At 65.0% G+C, this 15,753-nt stretch carries 16 protein-coding genes; 13 read left to right on the top strand and 3 right to left on the bottom strand.

Translation table 11 applies throughout. From position 1 onward, the window contains the following. Positions 1–91: 91 nt before the first annotated feature. The gene (locus ACTUWL_RS17510; protein WP_021080925.1) at positions 92–895 is read right to left on the bottom strand and encodes an SDR family NAD(P)-dependent oxidoreductase; all 804 of its coding nucleotides are present in this window, start codon (positions 893–895) and stop codon (positions 92–94) included. Positions 896–1,021: 126 nt separating this feature from the next. Between ACTUWL_RS17510 and ACTUWL_RS17505 the strand changes: the two genes are divergently transcribed. The 4 genes from ACTUWL_RS17505 to ACTUWL_RS17490 all read left to right on the top strand — a co-directional run bounded on the left by ACTUWL_RS17505 (position 1,022) and on the right by ACTUWL_RS17490 (position 3,765). Continuing rightward, on the top strand, positions 1,022–1,972 hold the full coding sequence (locus ACTUWL_RS17505; protein WP_021080924.1) for a GlxA family transcriptional regulator: 951 nt from the start codon (positions 1,022–1,024) through the stop codon (positions 1,970–1,972). Positions 1,973–2,227: 255 nt separating this feature from the next. Beyond that, positions 2,228–2,608: a 50S ribosomal protein L21 gene (gene rplU, locus ACTUWL_RS17500; RefSeq protein WP_021080923.1), complete on the top strand. Its 381-nt coding sequence runs from the start codon at positions 2,228–2,230 to the stop codon at positions 2,606–2,608. A 121-nt stretch (positions 2,609–2,729) separates the two neighbouring features. Continuing rightward, complete coding sequence (rpmA, locus tag ACTUWL_RS17495; protein WP_021080922.1) at positions 2,730–2,999, top strand: 50S ribosomal protein L27; 270 nt, start codon at positions 2,730–2,732, stop codon at positions 2,997–2,999. Positions 3,000–3,168: 169 nt separating this feature from the next. Beyond that, positions 3,169–3,765 (top strand): GNAT family N-acetyltransferase, encoded by a 597-nt coding sequence (locus tag ACTUWL_RS17490; protein ID WP_021080921.1) that lies wholly within the window; start codon positions 3,169–3,171, stop codon positions 3,763–3,765. A 40-nt stretch (positions 3,766–3,805) separates the two neighbouring features. Here the strand turns inward: ACTUWL_RS17490 and ACTUWL_RS17485 are convergent, their stop codons facing one another. Together ACTUWL_RS17485 and ACTUWL_RS17480 are read right to left on the bottom strand one after the other, a co-directional pair. Then, positions 3,806–5,098 carry an IS4 family transposase gene (locus ACTUWL_RS17485; RefSeq protein WP_110201936.1) on the bottom strand — a complete coding sequence of 431 codons (1,293 nt, stop codon included), beginning with the start codon at positions 5,096–5,098 and terminating at the stop codon, positions 3,806–3,808. 294 nt (positions 5,099–5,392) lie between these two features. Further along, positions 5,393–6,307, bottom strand: a complete 915-nt coding sequence (locus ACTUWL_RS17480; RefSeq protein WP_021078759.1) for a DMT family transporter — start codon at positions 6,305–6,307, stop codon at positions 5,393–5,395. Between the two features lie 168 nt (positions 6,308–6,475). Here ACTUWL_RS17480 and ACTUWL_RS17475 point away from each other — a divergent pair, with 168 nt between their 5' ends. The 9 genes from ACTUWL_RS17475 (at position 6,476) to ACTUWL_RS17435 (ending at position 15,625) form a co-directional block, all read left to right on the top strand. Next, positions 6,476–6,955, top strand: coding sequence for a MaoC family dehydratase (locus ACTUWL_RS17475; protein ID WP_021078760.1), 480 nt, complete (start codon positions 6,476–6,478; stop codon positions 6,953–6,955). A 413-nt stretch (positions 6,956–7,368) separates the two neighbouring features. Further along, the gene (gene obgE / locus ACTUWL_RS17470) at positions 7,369–8,421 is read left to right on the top strand and encodes a GTPase ObgE (protein WP_021078761.1); all 1,053 of its coding nucleotides are present in this window, start codon (positions 7,369–7,371) and stop codon (positions 8,419–8,421) included. 67 nt (positions 8,422–8,488) lie between these two features. Next, on the top strand, positions 8,489–9,631 hold the full coding sequence (gene proB, locus ACTUWL_RS17465; RefSeq protein WP_021078762.1) for a glutamate 5-kinase: 1,143 nt from the start codon (positions 8,489–8,491) through the stop codon (positions 9,629–9,631). Between the two features lie 132 nt (positions 9,632–9,763). Beyond that, complete coding sequence (locus ACTUWL_RS17460) at positions 9,764–11,056, top strand: glutamate-5-semialdehyde dehydrogenase (RefSeq protein WP_021078763.1); 1,293 nt, start codon at positions 9,764–9,766, stop codon at positions 11,054–11,056. Between the two features lie 45 nt (positions 11,057–11,101). Next, complete coding sequence (locus ACTUWL_RS17455) at positions 11,102–11,725, top strand: nicotinate-nucleotide adenylyltransferase (protein WP_021078764.1); 624 nt, start codon at positions 11,102–11,104, stop codon at positions 11,723–11,725. 277 nt (positions 11,726–12,002) lie between these two features. After that, entirely contained in the window at positions 12,003–12,296 is a 294-nt protein-coding gene (gene rsfS / locus ACTUWL_RS17450) for a ribosome silencing factor (RefSeq protein WP_197363321.1), read from the top strand. A 50-nt stretch (positions 12,297–12,346) separates the two neighbouring features. After that, a complete protein-coding gene (gene rlmH, locus ACTUWL_RS17445; protein WP_021078766.1) occupies positions 12,347–12,829 on the top strand; it encodes a 23S rRNA (pseudouridine(1915)-N(3))-methyltransferase RlmH in 483 nt (160 codons plus the stop codon). A 37-nt stretch (positions 12,830–12,866) separates the two neighbouring features. Next, positions 12,867–14,243, top strand: coding sequence for a murein hydrolase activator EnvC family protein (locus ACTUWL_RS17440; RefSeq protein ID WP_021078767.1), 1,377 nt, complete (start codon positions 12,867–12,869; stop codon positions 14,241–14,243). Next, the gene (locus ACTUWL_RS17435) at positions 14,240–15,625 is read left to right on the top strand and encodes a S41 family peptidase (RefSeq protein ID WP_021078768.1); all 1,386 of its coding nucleotides are present in this window, start codon (positions 14,240–14,242) and stop codon (positions 15,623–15,625) included. The genes ACTUWL_RS17440 and ACTUWL_RS17435 overlap by 4 nt, the downstream gene beginning before the upstream one ends. Positions 15,626–15,753: the final 128 nt, after the last annotated feature.

The following is a 15,753-nucleotide window of genomic DNA, read 5'->3' as shown; positions in this document are numbered from 1 at the left end:
AGACAACTGCGGGGAACCCAAATGGTTGCGTCCCGCGCGGCGGCGTTCGGCCGGGCGCGGGACGCAATCTCGCAAAGACCGCAGAATAGTCTCAGGCGGCCGTTACCCCGTAGCGCGCTGCGGGGACGCTGCGCGACAGGTTCGGCATCAGCTTCTGGCGGGCAGCCTCATAGGCCTGCCAATCGGCGGCCTCCGGCAGCGACGGCACGGTGAAGACCTCGCCCTGGTCGAGGCCGGCGAGCGCGGCATCGACCATGTCCTCGGCCTTCATCACGATCTCGCCGGGCAGATGAGCGATCGGCGTGCCGGCGATGTCCCAGAACTCGGTGGCCGTGGCGCCCGGCAGCACCGCCTGGACCCGGACGTTCTTGTCCTTCAGCTCGTGCTGCAACGAGTGCGTCAGCGCCAGCACGAAGGCCTTGCTGCCGCCGTAGACGCCGTTGAGCAGCTCCGGCTGCACGCCGACCACCGAGGCGATGTTGACGATGGTGCCGCCGCCGCGCGCGACGAATCCCGGCACCGCGGCATAGGTCAGGCGCATCAGCGCATCGACATTGAGCGCGATCATGTCGCTCATCTTGTCGACGTCGGATGCGAGCAGCGGCGCGGTGGCGCCGACGCCGGCATTGTTCACCAGCACGCTGATGCCGGCATTGTCGCGCAGAATGGCTTCGATCCGCGACACGTCACCGCGCTTGCTGAGGTCGGCGGCAACGATCTCGATCGATCGGCCTGTCTCCGCCGCGAGACGCTTGGCGAGCCCGTCGAGGCGCTCGCGGTTACGTGCGACGAGGATCAGATCGTAGCCACGCCGTGCGAGCCGGTCCGCATAGATGGCACCGATTCCGGACGACGCACCGGTCACGAGCGCCGTTCCTTTGGCTGACTTGGTCATGTTGGTCTCCTGTTTGACCCTGGGCGGCCGGTTTTGGCCGCTGATCAGGTTCTACAGGTCCCCTTGCATGTCTCAAATGTCATATATACACCTTTTTAGGACATCGATTTCACGTCGGAGGGTTCCATGCAGGAGATCGGCTTCGTCGTTTTTCCGGAATTCCAGGTGATGGGCTTCACCGCCATCACTGCGTTCGAGGTCGCCAATCTGATCGCAGGCGACCCCTTCTATGAGGTCACGCTGCTGTCGGAGCATGGCGGCCCGGTGCGGTCATCCGCCGGTTTCAATGTCGAGACCGAAGCTTTCGGCGCGCGCAGCTTCGACACGCTGTTCATCGGCGCCGGCCACGAGCTGCATCCGGCGTCGCCGAAGCTGACCGGCTTCATTCGCCGCGCCATGACGGAGTCGCAGCGGATTGCCGCGCCCTGCATCGGCGCCTTCTCGCTGGCTGAAGCAGGCCTGCTCGATGGCCGGCGCGTCTCGACGCATTGGCAATTCGCCGCGGAATTGCAGGCAAGATTTCCGAAGCTGAAGGTCGATCAGGACCGCATCTACATCGTTGACGGGCCGATCTGGACCTCCGCCGGCATGACCGCGACGATCGACCTGGCGCTGGCGATGATCGAGCATGATCTCGGCGTCGAGGTCGCGCGCTCGGTGGCCCGCAAGCTCGTGGTCTATCACCGCCGCACCGGCGGCCAGTCGCAGTTTTCCGCGCTGCTCGAGCTCGACCCGAAATCCGACCGCATCCAGAACGCGCTGCACTACGCCAAGACGCATCTGCGCAACGAGCTGTCGGTGGAGGAATTGGCCGAGGTGGCGCGGCTTAGCCCGCGCCAGTTCAGCCGCGCTTTCCGCGCCGAGACCGGCCAGTCGCCGGCCAAGGCGATCGAGCAGCTGCGGGTCGAGGCCGCCCGCGAATTGATCGGCGACGGCCGCCATTCGATGGACGAAATTGCCATAGAGACCGGCTTTGCCGACCGCGAACGGATGCGGCGGGCGTTCCTGCGGGTGCTGGGCCAGCCGCCGCAGGCGATCCGCCGCCACGCGCGGGTCGCGGCACAGACCGCGGCCTGAGCCGCCAATCCGGGCCGAAATCGCGCCAAACCCTTCATCTTTGGCCGGTTTTTGCCCGGCTTTACCTTGACTCTGCGTCGTTTGCGGCTATAAGTCCGCCCATCCGGCGCGGGGATTTCTCGCGCCGATTGTTTTTGTGCGAACCATTTGGGAATTCATTCCCTTCGCGCAGAACACATAACCCATAGCGACTGAACAAAAAGCCGACCCGGGCGATCTGTCCGAGGCCGGAACCGAACACGAAGGAATCAAACGATGTTCGCAGTCATCAAAACCGGCGGCCGGCAGTACCGTGTCGTTCCGAATGATGTACTCGAGATTGGCAAGATCGCCGGCGATGTCGGCACGATCGTGCAGCTAGGCGAAGTTCTGGTGCTCGGCGGTGACACGCCGGTGCTGGGAACGCCCACCGTCGCGGGCGCGACCGTTGCAGCCGAAGTGCTGCAGCACAAGCGCGGCGCCAAGGTGATCGCGTTCAAGAAGCGTCGCCGCAAGAATTCACGCCGCAAGCGCGGCTATCGCGACGAGCTCACGGTGCTTCGCATCACCGAGATCCTCGCCGATAACGCCAAGCCGACCATCGGCCCGCGGCCGAAGAAGGCAAAGGTCGAAGCGCCCGCCGAGGCAGCCGAATAGGCCGTTCGCGGGCACGCGCAAAAAGGTGATCGTCGCGTCTTCAGATGTGAAGCGTGACAAAACGTGAAATGATTCCGTCAAGGAATTGATCTAGAGATCAAAGCGAAGTCGGAGACGAGCTATGGCTCATAAAAAAGCAGGCGGTTCATCGCGCAACGGACGTGATTCCAAGGGCAAGCGCCTTGGCATCAAGGCGTTCGGCGGCGAGCGCGTGATCCCCGGAAACATCATCGCGCGTCAGCGCGGCACCACCTGGCACCCCGGCCTTAATGTCGGCATGGGCACCGATCATACTCTCTTCGCCAAGGTCGAGGGTCATGTCGAGTTCCGTGCCAAAGCCAATGGCCGCACATTCGTATCGGTTATCCCGATGGCGCAGGCGGCCGAGTAGACGGTGGACACACATGAGTCCGCCGGGTCCTGTTGAACCGGCGGAGCAGCAAAGAGCTCCAAGGGGAGGCGGGATGACCGGCCTCCCCTTTTTGTTGCGCGCGATCCGGTTCGACCGCGCGTGACGTTCCAAGCGTTGCGTACCAATTGTCGCATCACAGGAGCTCGACATGTTGCAGGACATCCCGACGCCGACCTTGCGCGAGGCAAGAGCTTGCGTCCTCGAGACCGAACGGCTGACATTGCGCAAGCCGACGCTCGCGGACGTAAAAGCAATCGCACGCCTCGCCAATGATCGCCGCATCGCGGAGAACACCCGCCGCCTGCCGCATCCCTATACCCAGGACGACGCCATCGAATTCGTGCGCGCGCTCGGCGCCGGCGGCCGCGAGACCGTTTTCCTGATCGAGAACAATCACACGCCGGTCGGCATGGTCGGCATCGACTGGCGCGAGGAGACATCGGCCGAGCTCGGCTACTGGCTCGGCGTCGATTATTGGGGCCAAGGCTTCGGCACCGAGGCCGCGCGCGCCGTGATCGATTACTACTTCGAGGAATTCGATCTCGACCAGCTGATCGCGGGCGCCCGCGTCGTCAACCCGTCGTCGCGCAACATCCTCGAGAAGTGCGGCTTCCAGTGGAGCGGCGTCGAGCTGCACCGCTTCGAGGCGCTGGGCTCGTCGAGCCCGGTCGATGCCTTCCGCCTGTCGCGCGGCGTCTGGACCTCGCTGAAGCGCTGGAACAGCTCGAAGCGGCGGGAGAGCTGAAGGCTCGATCCACAACAACGTCGTCGTCCCCGCGAAGGCGCTAGGGCATGCACAGATCTCTGAGGGACCATCCAGCGGCTGCGGCGTGGAAGTATTGCAGGCCGTGTTTCATAGTGATGGGGCCCGGCGGTTTGGACGATGGATAGCCGTCCCAGCCGCCGAGCCGGCCGATAATCCAGGCGGCCCAAGCGAGGCTGTCAGGCGGGTGCGGGTTTCTCAGCCGCTTGCTTTGGGCTTCGAGGTTGCGATTGAGGGCGGCAAGTGTAGCGACTTCCCCAGCATTGAAGGCAATTCGGACAGACTGGTTGTCGCGACCATCGCGCGCCTGCACAAGCTGAAGGGAGATGACTGCCGCCTTGGCCGCGATCGCGACCAGCTTGAGAAGCCGCTCGGCGGTCCCGATCTGACTGTCTTCGAGCTTGAGGCCTTGTGTCTTCAAGATGCGGAAGAACTGCTCGATCAGCCACCGCCGCTTGTACCATTCGATAATGCGCCAGGCCTCTTCTGCATTCGTCACCGGATGCGTGGTGAGCAGCCGCCAGTGCAGCGGCTCGATCCCGGCCTGCGGCTCGATCTCGCGCACATCGACCAGGATCAAGGGTAGGCTTTTCGGCAGATGGCGCAGGAACTTGGTTTGCGGTCGGGCCAGTTCGACGGCGCCGAAGCGCAGATCGAGAAGCGCAGCCCGCTCAGGCCGTTGTGCTCGCGCAGGCAATACGATGGTCCGTTGTTCGATGCTGGTCATGGCCTCGCTGGCCGCATACAGGCCACAGCCATCCGCCAGCTTGCGATCATGCATGCTCCGGGCAATGACGTGGAACTGGTGTTCTGCGGCGCAGGCGTAGAGCGCGAAGATGTCGCTCTCGCGGTCGCCCAGCATGGTCACCATCGCAGCCTTCGCCAACAGCGGCTTGGCTGCCAGAGCGGTCGCGATCCAGCGTTGCGATTCTTTGTCCTTCAGATCGCGATTGTCGTGCGAGACGGTGCGGCGGCCCTGGCGGGTCCAGATCTCGCCGTGCAACAGGCCAAGGCAGCAGCCGCTTTCCGCGTCTGCGGCCAGCATCGGGTGCAGCAACACCCCGCGGGTGTTGCCATGACCGATCTCGCCCAAGCCACGCCGGTTTTGTGCCTTGGTGGCAAAATTGATCTCGCTGGTATCCTGGATCGCCAGCACATGGCGGCCTTCGGCCGCCATTACCGTACCATCGCTCCAGCTTTCGATTATCCGCGTCGTCGTCACCTTGGCATTGCCGAGAAAGCGGTTGAAGCGCACCTCCCGGGCACGCATGCCTCCTGCCAGCCGTCGCAGGCAGACATCCTTGCCCGCGACCATGCATTCGACGAGCGCCGCCCCCCTTTATCGAGGCGGAGATCCCCGAACCGACCTAATGACCAGTCAATTTGCGCCAGCATGTCGACACCTCCGCCAAAGCCGAAGTGCCGCAATATGAATCACACGAAATACCGATTCGGGAATCCCCACCCAACTAGATGTGTGCATGCCCTAGCGCGAAGGCGGGGACCATAATCACAAATGGTCGCTGTTCGGCCGCGCTGCGGCTCCAGCCTGTGCCGCAATCAGCATCGGTGGTTATGGGTCCCGGCCTTCGCCGGGACGACAACGCGGTTAGGCCGGCGGGTTCACCGCGGAGTCAGGTCGCCCGAGCTGCTGCTCGCGCACGAAGATGTAGAGGCCGGCCGCGATGATGATGGCGGCGCCGACGATCGTGGCCCAGGACGGCACGTCGCCAAACACCACGAAGCCGAAGATCACCGCCCAGACGATCATCGAATATTGGTACGGCACCACCACGCTGGCCGGCGCGAGCTTCAGCGACCTGTTCACACAGAGCAGCGCCGCGACCGAGATGATGCCGGCGGCGAAGAACAGCACGAGGCTGCCGGCCGATGGCGTCACCCAGCCGAACGACGACAGCACGAGGCCGAGGATGAAGGTGCCGCCGAATTGCGACGTCGCCAGCACGATGTCGGGCGTTGCGCGCAGCGAGCGTGTGATCAGCATCAGCACGGCAAACGACAGGCTGCCGCCGAGCGCGATCATCGCCGGCCAGCTGATGGTCTGCGCGGATGGCCTGAGCGCGATCAGCACCCCGCAGAAGCCGACCAGGATCGCGGTCCAGCGCCGCCAGCCGACATGCTCGCCGAGCAAGAGGCCCGACATCGCGGTGACGAAGATCGGTCCGGCCAGATAGTAGGTGATGACGTCGGCAAGCGGCAGATAGACCGTCGCCAGGAAGAACGCCGCGACCTCCACGGTCGATAGCGTGACGCGCAGCAATTGCAGCCACGGCCGCTCCAGATGCCGGAAATCCGCGCGCCGCTTCCACACCATCGGCAGCAGCACCAGCAGCGCCGCGCAGGCGCGCAGCCACAGCAATTGCCCGACCGAGTAGGTGGCGACGATGAATTTGCCCATCGCGTCGCCGACCGAGAACATGAAGATCGACAGCAGCATCAAGCCGATGCCGGCGAGCCGCGCCGATCGATCGTCGTAGGAGGACAGTTTTGCGAACAGGCTCATTGTTGTCTTGTTATCGCCGCCACTTGAGTCGGACAGGTCCGAACGCCGGTTTTAGCGAGGTGGCCGTGCAGGACAACCCCGGCGCGGGCATATCGAACCAATTGTCGCAGTGCCGCAGCTGCGCTACGGCTGGGCCAGCACGTCAAGAAACAGAGCAGGAAACGCCGCATGAGCGACTTCGACCCCACCCAGCATCGCATGGTCCCCGCGCAGCGCTGGTTCGAGGATTTCGTGCTCGGCGAGCGCTTCGTGATTCCGAGCCGGACCCAGACCTCGGCCGTGTTCGCGGCGTTCCAGACCGCAAGCGGCGATACCCATCCGATCCATTACGACGTCGAGTATTGCCGCAGCCGCGGCATGCCTGATTTGCTCGCGCACGGCTTCCAGACCCTGGTGCACACCGCGCCCGGCGCAGGGCTGTTTCCCTATGTCGTGGAGGAATCGCTGATCGGCTTCCTGGAACAGTCGAGCAAGTTCCTCAAGCCGGTCTATGCCGGCGACACCATCTACCCGGCGCTGGAGGTGATCGAGCTGTCACCGGGCAAGACCACCGGCGTCGTGACGCTGCGCTCGACCGTGTACAACCAGCGCCGCGAGTTGGTGCTGGAAGGAATGCAGAAATTCTTGGTGCGGCGGCGGCCGAGCTAGCAGCATGGTGAGATTAGGTCGAGCTGGATCGGCGTCAAAAGTTCACCTCTCCCTTGGGAGAGGTCGATTTGCGCAGCAAATCGGGTGAGGGGTTGCGGTCTATCGAGAGAGCAAGAACCCTCACCCGGCGCTTCGCGCCGACCTCTCCCCGATGGGGAGAGGTCGACCGAGACCGCGCCAGCCGATTCAACTAAAACCCATCCCGCTTTCGCCGGGGCCGCAAAAAGGCTCGAAAATTAAGGCTTTTCGCCAAAGTCAGGGCCTTTCCGGGTTGCCGCAGCGGCCACCCTGCCCTAACTAGAGCACACCGGTGCTGATGAAATCAGGACCGCTGTGCTCTCGATTCTCGTTTTGACGCGTTTTCTTCACGCGAACCGGCGACCACTTCGCTTGAAAACGCTATAGTTGAAATCATGAAATTCCTCGATGAAGCCAAGGTCTATATTCGCTCGGGCGACGGCGGCAATGGCTGCGTCGCGTTCCGGCGCGAGAAGTTCATCGAGTTTGGCGGCCCCTCCGGCGGCAATGGCGGCCGCGGCGGCGACGTCATCATCGAGTCCGTCGACGGGCTGAACACGCTGATCGACTACCGTTATCAGCAACACTTCAAGGCCCAGAAGGGCACCAATGGCATGGGCAAGGACCGCCATGGCGCCAACGGCAAATCGATCGTGCTGAAAGTGCCGGTCGGCACCCAGGTGTTCGACGAGGACCGCGAGACCCTGCTGCACGACTTCACCGAGCTCGGCGAAAAATTCGTGCTGGCGACCGGCGGCAATGGCGGCTTCGGCAACGCGCATTTCAAATCCTCCACCAACCGCGCGCCGCGCAACGCCAATCCCGGCGCGCCGGGCGAAGAGCGCTGGATCTGGCTGCGGCTGAAGCTGATTGCGGATGCCGGCCTGGTCGGCCTGCCCAACGCGGGCAAATCGACCTTCCTCTCCGTGGTCAGCGCGGCGCGGCCGAAGATCGCCGACTATCCCTTCACGACGCTGCATCCGCAGCTCGGCGTGGTGAATTACGGCGGCCGTGAATTCGTGCTCGCCGACATTCCCGGCCTGATCGAGGGCGCGCATGAAGGCGCCGGCCTCGGCGATCGTTTTCTGGGCCATGTCGAGCGCTGCCGCGTGCTGCTGCATCTGATCGATGCGACCTGCGAACATGCCGGCAAGGCCTACAAGACCGTGCGCACCGAGCTCGAAGCCTATGCGGGCCAGCTCGCCGACAAGATCGAGATCGTCGCGCTCAACAAGATCGACGCGGTCGCGCCCGACGAGCTGAAGAAGCAGAAGGACCGCCTCAAGCGGGCCGCGAAGAAGACGCCGCTGCTGCTGTCAGGCGCAACCGGTGAAGGCGTGCAGGACGCGCTGCGTGCGCTGGTCGAGGTGATCGGCGAGGCGCCGGTGTCCAACAAGGCCAAGGGCGGCCAGGCGGAGCCGTGGGCGACGCCGGTGCCGCAGGGTTGACGGCAACCAGACCTCCCATGCCACCTCGTGGCACCTTTTGCTTCCACCTTCCTGCCAGACCGAACCCATGAAACGCCCCGCGCTCAAGAACTTTCGCCGCATCGTCGTCAAGGTCGGCTCGTCGCTGCTGGTCGATTCGCAGGCCGGCGAGGTGCACGCCTCCTGGCTCGCGGCGCTGGTCGAGGACATCGCAAAGCTGCACAAGCGCGGCTGCGAGGTCATGGTGGTGTCGTCGGGCTCGATCGCGCTCGGCCGCAGCCGCCTGAAGCTGCCGCGCGGCCCGCTGAAGCTCGAGGAGAGCCAGGCTGCCGCAGCCGTCGGCCAGATCGCGCTGGCGCGGATCTGGTCGGAGGTGCTCGGCCATCACGGCATCGGGGCCGGACAGATCCTGGTGACGCTGCAGGACACCGAGGAGCGCCGCCGCTACCTCAATGCGCGTTCGACGATCGCCAAGCTCTTGGAATGGGGCGCGGTGCCCGTGATCAACGAGAACGACACCGTCGCCACCACAGAGATCCGCTACGGCGACAATGATCGTCTCGCCGCCCGCGTCGCCACCATGGCGAGCGCGGATCTCTTGATCCTGCTGTCCGACATCGACGGTCTCTACACCGCACCGCCCGCGGTCGATCCCGATGCGAAGCTGATTCCGGTGGTCGAGAGCATCACCTCGGAGATCGAGGGCATGGCCGGCTCGGCCGGCTCCGAGCTGTCGCGCGGCGGCATGACCACCAAGATCGAGGCAGCCAAGATCGCGACCACCGCCGGCACCCACATGCTGATCGCCTCGGGCAAGATCGAGCACCCCCTGCAGGCGATCGCTGACGGCGGCCGCTGCACCTGGTTCCTGACCCCGGCCAATCCCGTCACCGCGCGCAAGCGCTGGATCGCGGGCTCGCTGGAGCCGAAGGGCACGCTGACCATCGATGCCGGCGCAGTGGCCGCGCTGCGCGCCGGCAAGAGCCTGCTGCCGGCCGGCGTCGTCAGGGTCGACGGCCAGTTCGCGCGCGGCGATGCCGTGGTGGTGCGCGGCCCCGACACCCATGAGATCGGCCGCGGCCTCGTCGCCTACGACGCCGAGAACGCCGAGAAGATCAAGGGCCGCTCCTCGCCTGACGTGATGGCGATTCTGGGCATCAGCGGCCGGTCCGAGATGATCCACCGCGACGACCTCGTGATCGGCCCGGCAGGCGCGATCCCGGCCAAGTAGGGCCAAATAGAGCACTGAGTAGGCCATTGGCCGAGCGGGCGGCCTGCCGCCCACCTGCCATGCCGGTTCCGCGCCTCGCCACTCCCTAATTGCCATGCTAGAACATGGCCTTATTCCAAAGCTGGGACTTCCATGAGCGCCCCCCTGAAGGCGATCGACGGCAACGCCGATCTCACCGCCCTGATGACCGACCTCGCCGCCAAGGCGCGCGCCGCCGCGCGCGTGCTGGCGCTGGCGCCGCCGGAGCAGAAGAACCGGGCGCTCGCCGCGATCGAACGCGCGATCCGCGCCAATGCGCCGGCCATTCTCGCCGCCAATGCCGAGGATGTCGCCGAGGCGCGCGCGGGCGGCATGACCGCGGCCTTCGTCGACCGCCTGACGCTGACGCAGGCGCGCGTCGAGGCCATGGCCGATGGCGTCGCAACCGTGCGCGAGATCATCGATCCGGTCGGCGCCGTCACCGAAAGCTGGCAGCGGCCGAACGGCATGACCATCGAGCGCGTCCGCGTGCCGCTCGGCGTCATCGGCGTGATCTTCGAGAGCCGTCCCAACGTCGCCGCCGACGCCGGCGTGCTGTGCCTGAAGTCCGGCAACGCCGTGATCCTGCGCGGCGGCTCCGACAGCTTCCGCTCCTGCCGCGCGATCCATCAATGCCTGGTGCAGGGCCTGCGTGAAGCCGGCCTGCCCGAGGCCGCGATCACGCTGGTGCCGACCCGTGACCGCACAGCCGTCGGCCTGATGCTGACCGGATTGAACGGCGGCATCGACGTGATCGTGCCGCGCGGCGGCAAGAGCCTGGTCGCGCGCGTCGAGGCGGAAGCGCGCGTTCCGGTGTTCGCGCATCTCGAAGGCGTCAACCACATCTACGTCGATGCCAGCGCCAGGCTCGATATGGCCAAGTCGGTCGTGCTGAACGCCAAGATGCGGCGTCCCGGGGTCTGCGGCGCGGTCGAGACCCTGCTGATCGATCGCAACGCAGCCGCGACGAAACTCAAACCGCTGGTCGAGCTGCTGATCGACGCCGGTTGCGAGGTGCGCGGCGACGACATCGTGCAGGGCGTCGATGCCAGGGTGAAGCCCGCATCCGACGAGGACTGGACCACCGAATACGAGGACGCGATCATCTCGGCGAAGATCGTCGACAGCCTCGACGCCGCGATTGCGCATATCCAGAATCACGGCTCGCATCACACCGATGCGATCGTGACCGAGGATGCCGCAGCCGCGCAGCGATTCCTCAACGAGGTCGATTCGGCGATCGTGCTGCACAACGCCTCGACCCAGTTCGCCGATGGCGGCGAGTTCGGCTTCGGCGCGGAGATCGGCATTGCCACCGGCAAATTCCACGCCCGCGGGCCCGTCGGCGCCGAGCAGCTGACGAGCTTCAAGTACCGTGTCCACGGCTCCGGGCAGACACGGCCGTGATCATTGTCGCACGCGCACGGTAGACCCTTGCAGCAAGCTTCCACCGTGCCGTTGTCCGCGGCCCAGGCGCTTCCGTTCTACACCAACGGCATGCGCATCGGGCTGCTCGGCGGCTCGTTCAATCCGCCGCACGCCGCGCACCGCGCCATCAGCCTGTTCGCGCTGAAGCGCCTGCAGCTCGACCGCGTGTGGTGGCTGCTGACGCCGGGCAATCCGCTCAAGAACCATGACGGCCTGCATGCGCTCAACGAGCGCGCCGCGGCGGCGCGCCGCGTTGCCGACGATCCGCGCATCGACATCTCTTGTCTCGAAGCTGTCATTGGCGTCAGCTACACTGTCGACACGATCATCCACTTGCGCCGTCGTGTCTCCGGCGTGCACTTTGTCTGGATCATGGGCGCTGACAATCTCGCGCAATTTCATCGCTGGAAAGATTGGCGGCGCATCGCGTCCGATGTGCCGATTGCCGTGATCGACCGACCACCCCAGAGCTTCCGCGCCCTTGCCGCACCGGCGGCGCAGGCGCTCTCGCGCTATCGCATGCCCGAAAATCAGGCGACACGGCTGGCCGATCAGCAGGCGCCGGCCTGGGTGTTCCTGACAGGAATGAAATCCAATCTGTCTTCGACCGGACTGCGGAACCCGGACGGGAGCTGGAGAACGGCGTGAGGCGTAAAAGGGTTACTGGAATATTGAAACCATTAACCCCACATGCCTAATATGGTGCGTGGGGCCGAGGATTCGGCAGCCCGCGATACAGTGAAAGGAATGGTCCCTGGCCACATCTGTATTGTCAAAGTCTGTTTTACCCAAGGTTCCAAAGACTGCGCGTAAAACATCGACGAAAACCGCGGCCTTGCAGGCGCAACCGGACGCTGCCGAACTGAACGCTGCCAAACCGGATGCCGACAAGACGCTGAGCCTGGTCCTCTCTCGCCTCGATGACATGAAGGCGGAAGAGACGATCACCATCGACCTTCGCGGCAAATCCGCATACTCCGACTACATGATCATCACCACCGGCCGGGCCAACCGGCACGTTGGTGCGATCGCGGAGAATGTGACGAAGAGCCTCAAGGAAAACGGGGTCAAGAACATCCATGTCGAGGGCTTGCCCAATTGCGACTGGGTGCTGATCGATTCCGGCGATGTGATCGTTCACGTGTTCAGGCCTGAGGTGCGTGAGTTCTACAATCTCGAGCGGTTGTGGACTCAGAACCCGGCAGTCGCGGCGGTCTAACGGGTATCGAAGCCGATGCGAATCGGCTGCGGCGCAGCTAGTCTGCGCTGATGCGTCTCGTCGTGATCTGCATCGGCCGCCTGAAACAGGGCCCTGAACGGGAGCTCGCCGAGCGTTACCGCGAGCGCTTCGAGGATATCGGCCGCAAGCTCGGCTTTCGCGGCCTCGAGGTTCATGAAATTCCGGAGAGCCGCGCGCGCGACACCGCCGCGCGTATCGCGGAAGAAGCCGCGGCGATCTCCGCATTGCTGCCGGAAAAGCATATGCTGGTCGCGCTCGACGAACGCGGCAAGAGCATCGACAGCGCAAGCTTTGCGCAGCAGCTCGGCCGCTGGCGCGACGAGGGGGCTGCACATACTGCCTTCGTGATCGGCGGCGCCGACGGACTTTCGCCTGAATTGCAGCGCAAGGCTTCGTTGCGTATTGCATTCGGCTCCGCGACCTGGCCGCATCAAATGGTCCGCGTCATGCTTCTGGAACAGATTTATCGGGCCGCGACCATTTTGGCCGGCCATCCCTATCACCGCGCGTGACACGGTGACGGACAGACAAAAGCGCTGAACAGCTCGGATGCAGCACAAGCGAGACCAGCTCTTCGATCTTCGCGCCACGCGACGACGCTGGCTGTCCTTCCTGCTGCCGCCGTCGATTGCGCTCCTCGTCGCTTCGGCACATGCGCAGGCCCCATCACCGACGCCGCAGCCGGCGCAACAAGCCGCCACGACCGCAACATCCCCCGACGACGCCATCAAGCAGCGTGAGCAGGAGCTCGAGGCCGCGCGCGAGCAGCAGCGCAAGGCGACCGAGCTGCAGGACAAGCTGAAGGCCGACATCGCCGCGATCGGCCAGGACCGCAGCAAGCTCAACCAGCAGCTGATCGATATTGCCGGCCAGGTGCGCAGCGTCGAGACCCGTATCGCGGATGCCGAGGCACGCCTGCAGCCGCTCGACGGCCGCGAGCGCGAGATCCGCACCTCGCTCGATTCACGTCGCTCTGACGTGATCGAGGTGCTGGCGGCGTTGCAGCGCGCCGGACGACGCACCCCGCCGGCGCTGCTGGTGCGGCCCGAGGACGCGCTGCAATCGCTGCGCACCGCGATGCTGCTCGGCGCCGTGGTGCCGGAATTGCGCGTCCGCGCCGAGAAGCTTGCCGCGGATCTCGGCGAACTGGTCGCGCTGCGCAAGACCATCTCGACCGAGCGCGACGCACTGGCGGCCGACCGCGACAAGCTGCGGGAAGACCAGACCCGCCTGGCGGCGCTGGTCGACGAGCGGCAGCGGCAGCAGAGCGCGGCCGAAAAGGACATGGAGACCGAAGGCGCGCGCGCCATTGCGCTGTCCAAGCAGGCCGACAATCTGCAGGGCCTGATCGCGAAGATGGAGCAGGACCTCAAGAGCGCGGCCAAGGCTGCCGCCACCGCCAGCCTCCAGGGAGCCCCGGCGACCGTTAACGGTAAGCCGAATTTGGGAGCGTTGAAGGATCCGGCCCGCATGAGCCCGGCGGTCGCCTTCGCCTCGGCCAAAGGCCTGTTCTCCTATCCCGTGAATGGCACCAAGATTCGCGAATTTGGCGGTTCCGACGGCGCGGGGGGCGTACAAAAAGGCATTTCTTTGGCAGCCAAACCGGGCGCGCAGGTCACAACCCCGTGTGACGGCTGGGTTGTTTACGCCGGTCCTTTCCGCAGCTATGGACAACTCTTGATCCTCAATGCCGGGGGCGGGTATCATGTCCTGATCGCCGGGATGGAGCGTATTTCGGTAAACATCGGCCAGTTTGTACTCACGGGGGAGCCGGTTGCGACGATGGGATCGACATCCCAGGTTGCATCCATTCTCGCGACCAATGCGAGCCAGCCAGTGCTCTATGTCGAGTTCCGGAAAGACGGCACTCCAATCGATCCAGGTCCATGGTGGGCCGCAAATGAAGGCGAAAAGGTTCGCGGATGATGCGCAAGACTTCGGTAATTCTCCTTAGCGCCGCCACCGGCGCGGCCCTGACGCTTTTCGTCACGCAGCCCCGCGCCGTGCTGATGGGATCGAGCGCGCGCGCCGCGACGTCGGACACCTACCGCCAGCTCAATCTGTTCGGCGACGTGTTCGAGCGTGTGCGCAGCGACTATGTCGAGAAGCCCGACGACTCCAAGCTGGTCGAATCCGCGATCTCGGGCATGCTGTCCGGCCTCGATCCGCATTCGAGCTACATGGACGCCAAGAGCTTCCGCGACATGCAGGTGCAGACCCGCGGCGAGTTCGGCGGCCTCGGCATCGAAGTCACGATGGAGGACGGCCTGATCAAGGTGGTCTCGCCGATCGACGACACCCCGGCCTCGAAGGCCGGCATCATGGCCAACGACATCATCACCACACTCGACGACGAGGCGGTGCAGGGCCTGACGCTGAACCAGGCCGTCGAGAAGATGCGCGGTCCGGTCAACACCAAGATCAAGCTCAAGATCATCCGCAAGGGCCAGGACAATCCGATCGACGTCACGCTGGTGCGCGACAACATCCGCGTCCGCTCGGTGCGCGCACGCGTCGAGGCCGACGACATCGCCTATATCCGCATCACCACCTTCAACGAGCAGACCACCGAAGGCCTGAAGAAGGAGGTCGCCAATCTGCAGGGCCAGATCGGCGACAAGCTGAAGGGCTACATCATCGACCTGCGCAACAACCCCGGCGGCCTGCTGGAAGAAGCGGTGACCGTGTCCGACGCCTTCCTCGAGCGCGGTGAGATCGTCTCGACCCGCGGCCGCAATGCCGAGGAAACCCAGCGCCGCACGGCGCATCCCGGCGACCTGACCAAGGGCAAGCCGGTCATCGTGCTGATCAACGGCGGCTCGGCATCGGCCTCCGAAATCGTCGCCGGTGCATTGCAGGACCACAAGCGTGCGACGCTGGTCGGCACCCGCTCGTTCGGCAAGGGCTCGGTGCAGACCATCATCCCGCTCGGCTCGGGCAACGGCGCGCTGCGCCTCACCACCGCGCGCTACTACACGCCGTCGGGCAAGTCGATCCAGGCCAAGGGCATCGTGCCCGACATCGAGGTGCTGCAGGACGTGCCGGAAGAGCTGAAGGCGCGCACCGACACCAAGGGCGAGGCTTCGCTGCGCGGCCATCTGAAGAACGACGGCGACGAGAAGACCGGCTCGCAGTCCTACGTCCCGCCGGACGCCAAGGACGACAAGGCGCTGAAGATGGCCGACGACCTGCTGCACGGCATCAAGTCGACCGCGAACACCACGCCGGCGCCGGCCGCCCCGTCCGGTGACAAGGCGCCCGGCGACAAGGCCGCCGCCGACAAGCCGGCCAACAAGTCCGCGAACTGATCCGATCCAATCGACCAGGCGAACAGGGCGGCCCTCGGGCCGCCCTTTCTGCTTTCGGCATCCACCACTGTCCGTGCATTGCCGGGGCGGCCGGCGCGCGGGAAAGCACCGCATCGTGCTATCGTTTG

Source organism: Bradyrhizobium sp. WCU1, from assembly GCF_053474805.1.
Note: the sequence above shows the minus strand (reverse complement) of the source record. Positions and strands in the feature narration are given on the sequence as shown.